Raw genomic sequence first — 6,644 nt, 5'->3', positions numbered from 1 at the left:
TTGTGGGAAACAGGTCAACTTTCCGGAAAGCCCGGACTATGGGAAAAGGGTCAACTTTCCGGACAGCACGGATTGTGGGAAACAGGTCAACTTTCCGGAAAGCCCGGACTATGGGAAAGCGGTCAACTTCCGGACACCCCGGAGTGTGGGAAACAGGTCAACTAGGTCATGTAATATGGGGAATACAGCAAGTTCAGTATCCCCCTATGTCAGCGACCCTCTTAAGGGGAGATGAGATAAAATTCAGATTATTGTTTTTTATCAAGAAAATTAAACAATAAGCGACCATCTTCTTCGGTTGTATAACTTACCTTTAATGGTGTCTTCTCATTGATTTTCTTCAACGCAGGTTCCAGGAAGGTACGCTTCATTTCCGCAATATTGTTTTTCTGTGAGGATGGAAGCATAAACCTTTCACATAACCAGTCATGTGTCGTGATCCAGACACCAGTGCTCCTGAACTGGCACAGGCTTTCATAAAGCCGGATAACACGAACACTATTGAGCTGGCCACAGTCATAGAGAGAATAGGTAGTGAACTGGGAGGTCAAGCCGACAAGGAATGGCATGACCTTGTAGTTAAACTCAATCTGCCAGGAACCCCGGCCTCTCTTCATTCCTGCTTCAGCAAGCCACGGACGTTTAACTTCTTCAAACTCACCTTCTTTTGGATAGAAGGTAACCGTTGATTCGCCCAAAGCATTTACGCCAGCCTTTACATCGCGACTGGCGACAGACGTAGCGACATTGAAGTATTTGACGTAATCGGAAACGCTAATTTTGAAGAGAGGTAATACGTCAGAGTCATCATCCTGACTGTCGTTGAAATAGGCCTGCATAAGGCATAACCACAGCACTCGTTTTGCCTGAAGAGGCAAGTAATATGCGGCTTCGGTCAATTCGTTAGATTGCTTTATACTGGCGCGTTTTTTAAACGTTTTAGTAGCTGGCAAGAGTGCTTGAGTATCCATTCCAAGGCCTATGGGTAAATTAATATTCACCCATAATGACAGTGAAAACAGAAATTGCAAGCTATCGAATTACTTATCCACCGGGAAAATATGCATTTTATCCACAAGTAGATAACTGAGATCTAAACTTGACCTCTTTCCCATAGCTTGTTGATGCGTTTCCCATAGCTTGTTGCTATTGAACCCACAGATACATGATTAATTTCCCATAAGATGTTAACCCATTGCCCATAATGAACACCTGCCAGAACGCGCTGCATGCGACTTTCAGGCCTCCTAAAAGGGGTAAAATAAGAAAAAGAATTAAAAAAGACTTTATAAAAATATGTCCGTGGATAAGTGGATAAACCTGAAGGAGCTAACCATTAGACTCCGAGCGTAAGCAGAATTTGTCAGTGTAGTTCCCTGGTGCTTCCTCGCTCACTCGCGGGCTTCGCCCTGTCGTTCGGCTGCGGCGAGCACTGCTGGCTCTCTCTGAAAGGCGAAATTTAACTGATCCTCGCGATGGGGATATCTTTCCAGCGAGTAGTGTAGGCAGGGGAGAGCATATCGCGTTTCATTTGCCATGCAGGCGCAATCCCTCGCCCGGCAAACCAGACGTGTCCCAGACCGGAATGATTAATGCCATCGAGAACCTTCATCAGCTCAGCGCTGTGAGGTCGTGGCGGACGTTCGTCGAACAGCTGCAGCTGCGAAACGCCCGAGTCGGTGAAGTCATTCAGCATCACACCGGCTTTTGCATACCGATGTCCATCTTTCCAGATGCGCTCCAGAGCCGCTGTGGCGGCCGCAATGATATCCCGGGTGTCCTGAGTGGGGGTAAGCAGTTTCTCTGTGGCCACGTTGCCGTAGTAAGGCTCTTTAACGGCGAACGGAGACGTTTTGATGAAAACGGAAATATGCCGGCAGTACTGGCGCTCTTTCCGCAGCTTTTCAGAGGCCCGCTCTGCGTACTGACAGACAGCCTGGCGGAGCGAATCGTACTCCGTGATTTTCTCTCCAAAGCTGCGGCTGCAGACGATCTGCTGTTTCGTCGGTGGTGCTTCCTCAAGCGACATGCAGCTTTCCCCGTTCAGTTCGCGTACTGTTCGCTCGAGAACGACGGAGAAATTTTTGCGTATAAAGGCCGGGTTCGTCAGGGCCAGATCGAGCGCGGTCCTGATACCCAGTACATTAAGTTTGCGTGCAATACGGTTTCCCACGCCCCAGATCTCTTCGACCGGCTGCAGTGAAAGCAGTTTCCGCGTTCGCTGAGGATTCCCCCTGGTCAGGGCGAGCACACCACGAAACTGTTTCCACTCCTTTGAAGCCCATTGTGCTGATTTTGCCAGGGTTTTCGTAGGCGCCGCCCCAATTCCGATGGTCAGACGGGTACAGTCATATACGTGCTGGCGCAGCTGGCGGCCGAAGTCCTCCAGGTCCATGCAGTGCTCAACGCCGGTCAGGTCGAGGAACATCTCGTCAATCGAATACTGTTCCACCCTTGGGGCCAGCTCCTCCAGGCAGCTCATCACGCGCGCTGACATCGAGGCATAAAGTTCATAGTTGCTTGAGAACGCGTATATTTTTTCCGGATACGTTTCGTTTTTCATCTGAAACCACGGCATGCCCATTTTGATCCAGGGCTTTGCCTCGGCACTTCTTGCGATAACGCAGCCATCGTTATTACTGAGCACCACAACCGGCTTTCCTTTCAAATCCGGGCGGAAAACACGTTCGCAGCTGGCATAAAAGCTGTTCACATCGGCCAGGGCAAACATCAGTACATCTCCCTCGGGCGGTGGATGATGTGCGTGACGACGCCAAAGATATCCAGATCGTCCGGGTCGGGATAAATCGGCGGCCAGGCGGCGTTCATTGGCTGCAGCGTCAGTCGTGGCGTCAGCAGAAGCCGTTTAACCGTAAACTCCCCCTGCACACTGGCCACAACAATATCGCCGTGCCGGGGCTTCTCTGCACTGTCCACAACCAGCAGATCGCCATTGTAAAGGCTGCCGTCGGACATGCTGTCACCGCTGGCACGGAGATAGTAAGTCGCGCTTGGGTGCCGTATGCAGTAATCATGGAGATCCAGGTCGGACTCGACATAGTCAGCGGCAGGGCTCGGAAAACCGCAGCTGGCCAGGTCTGCAAACAACGGATGGGCCTGTGGCGGGAGTGCTTTCCCGGTGCTGAAAAGCTGCAGTTTCATCTTTCCTCCTGACGTCTAAATATACTGGATATGAATACAGTATATTTAACAGCGTGAGGATAATCCAGATCACCTGCTTCATGAACAGGGTGAGTAACCTAAGTTACTCAAAATGCTATTTAATATCATTATGGAACATTTAAATTACTCATAATGAGAAGTATGGCTTTTATTTTGCCATTTTGCTCTTATAATATGTATCAAATTGAGTTTAATTGACGGAGCATAATGATGAATATTTACTGCGATGATGGTTCAACTAATGTTAAGCTGGCATGGTTTGAAGGAAACGAGCTGCAGACCCGGGTTTCTGCTAACTCCTTCCGGCATGGCTGGAAAGTGGCGGAATTCAGTGCCGCAACGTTCAACTATCAGGTGGGCACGCTGAAATACACCTGGGACAGCGTCAGCCGGGATGCCATCCCGACAACAAACGTGGAATACCAGTACGGTGATCTCAACCTGCTGGCCGTGCATCATGCCCTGCTGAACAGCGGACTTGAGCCGCAGCCGGTGAGCCTGACCGTGACGCTGCCCCTGAGCGAGTATTATGACGGGGACTGCCAGCGGAACGAGGAGAACATCCGACGCAAACGAGAAAACCTGATGCGTGAGCTGGTTCTGAATAAGGGCAGGGCATTTACCGTAACGGACGTGAAGGTGATGCCTGAATCACTGCCGGCGGCGTTCTCCCGTCTCGCGGAGCTGAAGCCCGGACCCGCTGAGACCACCCTGATTATCGATCTCGGCGGAACCACGCTCGATGCCGGCGTGATTGTCGGACAGTTTGATGATATCAGTGCGGTACACGGCAATCCGTCTGTCGGCGTGTCACAGGTCACCCGCGCAGCTGCAGGCGCGCTGCGGGCTGCAGACAGCGAAACCAGCGCGCTTATTGCTGACACGGTCATCCGCAACCGCAATGATCGTCAGTATCTGCAGCGAGTGATCAACGATGCCGGAAAAATTGACGATGTTCTGAACAAAATTACAGAGGCAATCACTTCCCTGGGCGCGCGTGTCACCAGTGAGCTGACGGTCTTCAGGAGCGTTAACCGGGTATTCCTGGTCGGGGGAGGGGCATCCCTCATTGAAGAGGCTATCCGTCAGGCCTGGCCTCTGGCTCCTGACCGTATCGAGGTTATCGGCGATCCGCAGCTGGCGCTGGCCAGAGAGATTGCCCTTTACAATAAAGAGGACTAAACGTGCCGGACGGCCAGTATTCTTTCTATCTGCACAGCGACGATCGCACCGACATCGCGGCGATGGCGACCATCAGCACCATCTCACAGCCCCTGCGCGGTGACTTCATCCGGACCGCCGCCACCGCCGGGGCGGTGATGTACCAGACGGATGCCCGTTTACCGGCGCTGATCCCGGTGTTCTTTGACGGGCATCTGAGCGCCATCCGGCTTTGCGCCGTGATGGCTCTGGTATCCGGAACCTGGTCTTCACTCTCAGGACTTCCAGATGAGCCTGATGGTGGCGTGGCGGCTCTGGCCATGTCACCGGAGACGGAATACCAGCGCCGGCGTTACACCTTGACGCTTCAGGATGACCGGAGCAGTGAACGGGTTGAGCGTGTGCTGACGGGCGTGTCATCCCGCCTGCGGGGAGAGCTGCTGAGAAACCTGATTATCACCGGTCTGGCCCTGCATACGACCGCGCCGGAGCTGCCGCGTCTGCTGGCCAGCATGCCGGTACCGCCCGGCACGGTCAGCGAGCTGCAGGTTCTGGTTCAGCAGATGGCCGGTACGGCTGGCGTGAGTAAGGCTGCAGTACCGAAGAAACCAGCAGAGCCTGCCGCACCGGTATCCGGTGACGCGACCAGGATAAAGAAAAATATGCGACGGGCATTCGGAGACTAAAACATGTCAGTGATTAAACAAAAGGCAGAGCAGTGCATTCATAACTTTCTGCGCGCCCGGAACGTGCCTGAATCTCAGTGGCCGGAACTGGTCAAAAAGACCGGCAGGGGAATGATACTGGCTGGTGTCGCCGTTGTGATTCCTGGCGTACTGGCTGATAACATATCCCTGCCGGTGACAATCATGATGCAGGTCTGCTACGCCTCGCTGATTGGTCTCGGGGTTCTCCTGGCGTTTGACGACAAAAAACCAAAGGGGCGGGGATGAATATGAACATTAACCTGAAGGAAAACCGTATGCAGCTTGAAGAACTGACTGGTGATGAGCGCACGCTGGTCGTTGTGGCTCTGCAGGCGCTTTATCGACAGCGTGTAACTGCAAAGAACTCGACCTTAACGGTCTGTTCCCTGACGGGAAAGGAGGCTCCTCTGGAAGATATTTTTGGAGTGCGTGAAGTAGAGGAGGCGCTGCGCCGTATTGGTGCGGCTCCAGAATATCGTTAAATCCGGCCCCGTTCACTTCAGAACTAAAAACGGCAGGCTGATATCTTGTACCTGCCGTCAGACATTACCTCGTTTCAACCTCTGCCTCCTCCTGAATAAAAAGGAACTCGGTTCCCTTCGCCTTATTGCCGCCAGCCGGCGGCGTGTTCAACGCCGTGCCTTCACGCTAACCCGGCCGCTGCGGTCGCAAGGGTTCACGTTGTCTCCGTCCTCACCCGTTCGCACCTTTCACGGTGCATTCAGCCCGTGAAAGGCTTGCGCTGCGGCTTGCGGCGTCGCCCCTGCGCCCTCCGCTTTCCGCCGGGTTTTTGTGGCGGCACGGCGCAACAGGGTGCCGGATGCTGAGGACACAACCATGTTCAGACTGACCTGTATTGAACTCGATAACGGCGAGTTTGCCGTGTACATCAACCACCATTACCTGGGGAGTGAAGATGCCAGCGGAGAGCGGCTGTCTCTGGGGGAGATTCTGGAGCAGCTCTCCCTGCTGCCGGGGGTGGAATTACAGACCCTGCATGAACCCGTACCGGAAGAGGAAGACTGGTGCTGGAACGATATCGCCGATCGCGTTCTGCCGTCGCGTGCGGCATGTCGTGATGATGTGACGGTGGCAGGGCTCATCGCCAGGCTGAAGCAGTACCCACCGGATGCACTGTGTCTGGGGACGTTCTGGCTGGAAGATGATTTCCTGTCGCTCGATGGCAGTCTGACAGAGGAGGAAATTGCAGAAGCCATGCGTATCTGCGACCACAGCCACGATGCAGGCATCGGTTTTAACTGGGACACGCTGCAGTTCGCTATCGACTACGTGAAGGGGCGCTGAAAAAAAGGACACCATCCGGGGAGGGGGTGTCCTGAAGCCATGCAATTCGTTAAGGATGTCGGTTCCCTCCGCCTTATTGCCGCCAGCCGGCGGCGTGTTCAACGCCGTGCCTTCACGCTAACCCGGCCGCTGCGGTCGCAAGGGTTCACGTTGTCTCCGTCCTCACCCGTTCGCACCTTTCACGGTGCATTCAGCCCGTGAAAGGCTTGCGCTGCGGCTTGCGGCGTCGCCCCTGCGCCCTCCGCTTTCCGCCGGGTTTTTGTGGCGGCACGGCGCAACAGGGTGCCG

General features: G+C 53.9%; 8 protein-coding genes. 5 read left to right on the top strand and 3 right to left on the bottom strand.

All coding sequences use genetic code 11. The features are described from left to right. Window positions 1-248 precede the first annotated feature (248 nt). From L379_RS00540 to umuD, 3 genes are all read right to left on the bottom strand, one after another. Window positions 249-971: a replication initiation protein gene (locus tag L379_RS00540; RefSeq protein WP_032655987.1), complete on the bottom strand. Its 723-nt coding sequence runs from the start codon at window positions 969-971 to the stop codon at window positions 249-251. A gap of 488 nt (window positions 972-1,459) precedes the next feature. Then, on the bottom strand, window positions 1,460-2,731 hold the full coding sequence (locus tag L379_RS00545) for a Y-family DNA polymerase (protein WP_032655984.1): 1,272 nt from the start codon (window positions 2,729-2,731) through the stop codon (window positions 1,460-1,462). Continuing rightward, window positions 2,731-3,162, bottom strand: coding sequence for a translesion error-prone DNA polymerase V autoproteolytic subunit (umuD, locus tag L379_RS00550; protein WP_013087136.1), 432 nt, complete (start codon window positions 3,160-3,162; stop codon window positions 2,731-2,733). The genes L379_RS00545 and umuD overlap by 1 nt, the downstream gene beginning before the upstream one ends. 231 nt (window positions 3,163-3,393) lie before the next feature. Here umuD and parM point away from each other — a divergent pair, with 231 nt between their 5' ends. From parM to L379_RS25445, 5 genes are all read left to right on the top strand, one after another. Next, window positions 3,394-4,365 (top strand): plasmid segregation protein ParM domain-containing protein, encoded by a 972-nt coding sequence (gene parM, locus L379_RS00555; protein WP_023327692.1) that lies wholly within the window; start codon window positions 3,394-3,396, stop codon window positions 4,363-4,365. Window positions 4,366-4,367: 2 nt separating this feature from the next. Further along, on the top strand, window positions 4,368-5,030 hold the full coding sequence (locus tag L379_RS00560; protein ID WP_032655981.1) for a plasmid partitioning/stability family protein: 663 nt from the start codon (window positions 4,368-4,370) through the stop codon (window positions 5,028-5,030). Between the two features lie 3 nt (window positions 5,031-5,033). After that, window positions 5,034-5,297, top strand: coding sequence for a hypothetical protein (locus tag L379_RS00565; RefSeq protein ID WP_032655980.1), 264 nt, complete (start codon window positions 5,034-5,036; stop codon window positions 5,295-5,297). Further along, on the top strand, window positions 5,294-5,533 hold the full coding sequence (locus tag L379_RS00570) for a hypothetical protein (RefSeq protein ID WP_225455264.1): 240 nt from the start codon (window positions 5,294-5,296) through the stop codon (window positions 5,531-5,533). The genes L379_RS00565 and L379_RS00570 overlap by 4 nt, the downstream gene beginning before the upstream one ends. A 355-nt stretch (window positions 5,534-5,888) precedes the next feature. After that, the gene (locus tag L379_RS25445; protein ID WP_032655977.1) at window positions 5,889-6,356 is read left to right on the top strand and encodes a hypothetical protein; all 468 of its coding nucleotides are present in this window, start codon (window positions 5,889-5,891) and stop codon (window positions 6,354-6,356) included. Window positions 6,357-6,644 lie beyond the last annotated feature (288 nt).

It is taken from the genome of Enterobacter sp. MGH 33, from assembly GCF_000534535.1.
Lineage (GTDB): Bacteria > Pseudomonadota > Gammaproteobacteria > Enterobacterales > Enterobacteriaceae > Enterobacter > Enterobacter hormaechei_C.
The sequence above is the reverse complement of the archived record's forward strand: the minus strand, read 5'-3'. Positions and strand labels throughout refer to the sequence as shown.

Bases quoted from the DNA above. Each gene is read 5' to 3' on its own strand.
- L379_RS00540 (WP_032655987.1), bottom strand. From the start codon at position 971: ATGGATACTCAAGCACTCTTGCCAGCTACTAAAACGTTTAAAAAACGC.
- L379_RS00545 (WP_032655984.1), bottom strand. From the start codon at position 2,731: ATGTTTGCCCTGGCCGATGTGAACAGCTTTTATGCCAGCTGCGAACGT.
- umuD (WP_013087136.1), bottom strand. From the start codon at position 3,162: ATGAAACTGCAGCTTTTCAGCACCGGGAAAGCACTCCCGCCACAGGCC.
- parM (WP_023327692.1), top strand. From the start codon at position 3,394: ATGAATATTTACTGCGATGATGGTTCAACTAATGTTAAGCTGGCATGG.
- L379_RS00565 (WP_032655980.1), top strand. From the start codon at position 5,034: ATGTCAGTGATTAAACAAAAGGCAGAGCAGTGCATTCATAACTTTCTG.
- L379_RS00570 (WP_225455264.1), top strand. From the start codon at position 5,294: ATGAATATGAACATTAACCTGAAGGAAAACCGTATGCAGCTTGAAGAA.
- L379_RS25445 (WP_032655977.1), top strand. From the start codon at position 5,889: ATGTTCAGACTGACCTGTATTGAACTCGATAACGGCGAGTTTGCCGTG.